2 protein-coding genes and 1 pseudogene are annotated in these 3330 nt (G+C 37.4%); 1 reads left to right on the forward strand and 2 read right to left on the reverse strand.

The features are described 5' to 3' along the window. Nucleotides 1–32: 32 nt before the first annotated feature. A complete protein-coding gene (locus tag RQ973_RS09395) occupies nt 33–1484 on the reverse strand; it encodes a YSIRK-type signal peptide-containing protein (RefSeq protein WP_311523828.1) in 1452 nt (483 codons plus the stop codon). A 525-nt stretch (nt 1485–2009) separates the two neighbouring features. Between RQ973_RS09395 and RQ973_RS09400 the strand changes: the two are divergent. After that, nucleotides 2010–2192, forward strand: a pseudogene (locus tag RQ973_RS09400) (IS30 family transposase); the annotation flags it as partial. A gap of 428 nt (nt 2193–2620) precedes the next feature. Here the strand turns inward: RQ973_RS09400 and RQ973_RS09405 are convergent. Continuing rightward, the coding region (locus RQ973_RS09405; protein WP_311523829.1) for an LPXTG cell wall anchor domain-containing protein at nt 2621–3330 on the reverse strand (710 nt) is incomplete at its 5' end.

Below are 3330 nucleotides of genomic sequence, written 5' to 3' on the forward strand. Positions count from 1 at the left end.
TAAAAATACCCCAAAAGTTAGATTTTTTCTGTCTAACTTTTGGGGTGCAGTTCATAGCCACCGTTTTTATTTTTTGTAAGGCTATTTAAGACAGGGTCTTTCTCGTTGTTTTTGAAGACAGCCCATCGCTGGTTATCACGAGTCACTCCTGAATATGGATCATAGATTGTTCGTTTATCACCATTAAAGAGATTATAATTCTGTTCCCATACTTTAGATGTAGGTATATAGGCTGTATTTCCATATTGGGTAAAGCCTTGGAATCCGTCAGAAAGTCTTCTACCACTATCATTACGGTAACGTGTGAAACTCAAATCTTTTACCGTATTAGACGAGTGCATGATATTAAAAGGAGCTTGGAAATAATATTCTTGCTGATATGAAGCCTTTGTCATCCTTTTTCCATCATTATTGAAGAAGACATCATAGACGATCCATTTACCTTCGCTATCTTGTACATAGGTTGCCTTAATATCAGTCTTATTTTTAGTGAATTCCGGATTATCATTTATTGTTTTTTGCCCACCGTTCTCTTTCGGATCGACAGAAGCAAAATACTTGATATTGGTTAAAGCACCTTGATTAATTTGACCATTTGCTCTAAAACCTGTTCCCTGTCCCATACTTTGACCATTACGTGGATCATGAGAACCTGAAGTCAAACGATTACGTGCAATCATAACAGAACTTTCGTTACGTTTGATGACACGATTCATATCCTCAACATCACGAAGGCTAACTTCTACACCACCAAATGCAGACTTGGCTACGGCAACTTGGGCGATAGCTTTCTCCAAGATTTCACGTGTCAAGTCATTCTCAGGTGTTTGGGCGATAGTCTGCTCCAAACGTTCAATAGATAATTTGAGACTAGCTTTAGCTTTTTCCAGTTGCTCAGCATTAGTATTTTCTGAAGTTTCCTCAGACTTAGCTGAAATTTCTGAAGTTGGCTTCGCTACTTCTGGCTTGATTTCCGGAGTTGCTTCCTGTGTACTTTCGTCATTTTTATCTTCTTTGACTTGAGGAGTTTCCACTGCTCGTAGCTGGTCCAAAACATTGGTCAAGCGAGCTACTAAAGCGTCCACTTCTTCTTGACTCACTTTTGAATCAGCGAGAGTCTGTTCAGCCTTAACAAGTTCTTCCTTGGCAGCAACCAAAAGATCTGTATTAGCAGCTTCCTTGACGTGGAGCTGGTCTTTGAGCTGTGTCACAAGCTGACTTGCAACAGCTGTATCCACTTTTACAGAACTAGTAGGCTCTTCCTTATCCTGCGATGCTAGCGGACTAGTATCTTGAGTTAAAGCCTCTACATGAGGTTGGTCGACAGGTGTTACGCTATCCGCACTAACGACGCGCGCACCCAAAAACATCAGTGCTGCAACAGCAACTGAAGCCGCACCAAAGCTATATTTACGAATAGAAAAGCGTAAAACTTTTTCTCGTTTTTGGCGTTCAATACGACTCATGGATGATTTTTTATCCATTCTATTATCTCCTTTTTTTGAATTTGCTCACCTGAAACACATATTGCTTATATTTACATATTGTTTATATTCACAGGAAAAGCTATCCAAGTATAATTTTATACTTTTTATTGGGAATATGCAAACTATTTATCGCTTAAATCATACTTTTTTTAGTTTTTATGCATCTAAAACATTTATATAGTATTTATACTTGATTCACCCTCTAATTTTCTTCGGTTTTATTGAATCATCTTGATACTTTTCATTCTTCAACTCATTAAAAATAAATCATATTTAAAATATCACTCAAACGATTGGCATTATTATCGGCGCTTCATTTTTATTATTTTGTCTTTAAAGTTTGTTTTATTTTAAAAAAATTCGAAATAAATTGTATATAAGTTATTTACCTTTTATCCTTCTAAATAAAACTGGAGTTTTTCCTTTCTGTAGAATAAATCCGTTGTAGCTTATCGTATTAGTTGTTTCATAGTACAATACATTTCTCGAGGATAACGAATGGTAAGTGCTCAATACCCCAAAAATAAAAGCGCTGAGTCGGTCAATTAAGCTCTAAAACTCATCTTAAAACAGCATCAAATTCTTTCCATCACGGCAGACAATGGAGCCGAATTCAACCGCTTGGCTGATGTGTTTTCTAAGGAGCATATCTACTATACACATCCCTATGCCTCTTGGGAAAGGGGAACTAATGAGAATCACAACTGACTCATTCGTAGATGGTTACCTAAGGGAGCTATAGTAGATTGAACTTAAATTAGTACACTACGGATTCTAAAACATTTTTAAAAATTATTTTGACTTTCCTAACCTCTTTGTTCATATCTTGTTTCAATCAATTTTAAGAAACGACTCCCAAAAAAGTCGCATTTATCGAAAAATGGATTAATAACTATCCTAAAATATGGAGAGGACAACGATTGCCCTCTCCATATTTTAGCTTTTATTTAACCCACTACAGTTGACAAGGAGCCCAAAAAGCGAACAATACTTAGAATTCCGTTTAACAAAATCCTAGCATTGTTCGCTTTCTTTATCTAAACATTCTTTTTATTTTACGACTAACATGATTCCCAGAACCAATCTAGTTTATCTTTACAATACAAAAGAATGAATAGTGATTGACTAAATTTTTAGTCTTCTTTTTTCTTTCCAAGAGCAAGTCCGAGACCACCTAGAATACCAAGAAGGCCTAGAGATGCAAGAGTCGCATTTGATTCAGTACCAGTATTTGGCAATACTTTTTGAGAATCATTTGACTTAGCTCCATTAGTATCAGGTGTTACTGGCGCAACTGGTGTTTCAGTTGTTGGGGTATTTGGTGTTACCTTACCTGGTGTTGTTACTGGAACTTCAACAGCTGGTTTACCTGGTTCTGTAATCTTACCTGTACCTGGGACATCTTTCTTAGGAAGTTTGTCATTTGGTACTTTACCTTTACCATCTTGACCGATTTCAACAATGATTGGACCATCTTCACCTGGGATTTCTACCTTAGTTCCTGGTGGGAATGTTGAGCCATCTGGTTTCTTCGGTGTTACTGTAACGTCACCTGTCTTAGGATCTTGTTCAACATCTACTGTTGGTGTCTTTTGACCTGGTGTTGTTACATCCACTGGTTGTGATGGTTTCTTGTTCGGTTCAGTTACTGTTCCTGTACCTGGGACATCTTTCTTAGGAAGCTTGTCATTTGGTACTTCACCTGAGCCATTGTCGCCGATTGTGACTGTGATTGGTGTGTTGTTTTCACCTGGAATCACAACCTTGCTGCCTGATGGGTATGTTGAACCATCTGGTTTCTTAGGCGTTACTACTGCATCACCATTTGGTTTGCGTGTGATTT

Origin of the sequence: uncultured Streptococcus sp. (genome assembly GCF_963511325.1) — a bacterium.
GTDB lineage: Bacteria > Bacillota > Bacilli > Lactobacillales > Streptococcaceae > Streptococcus.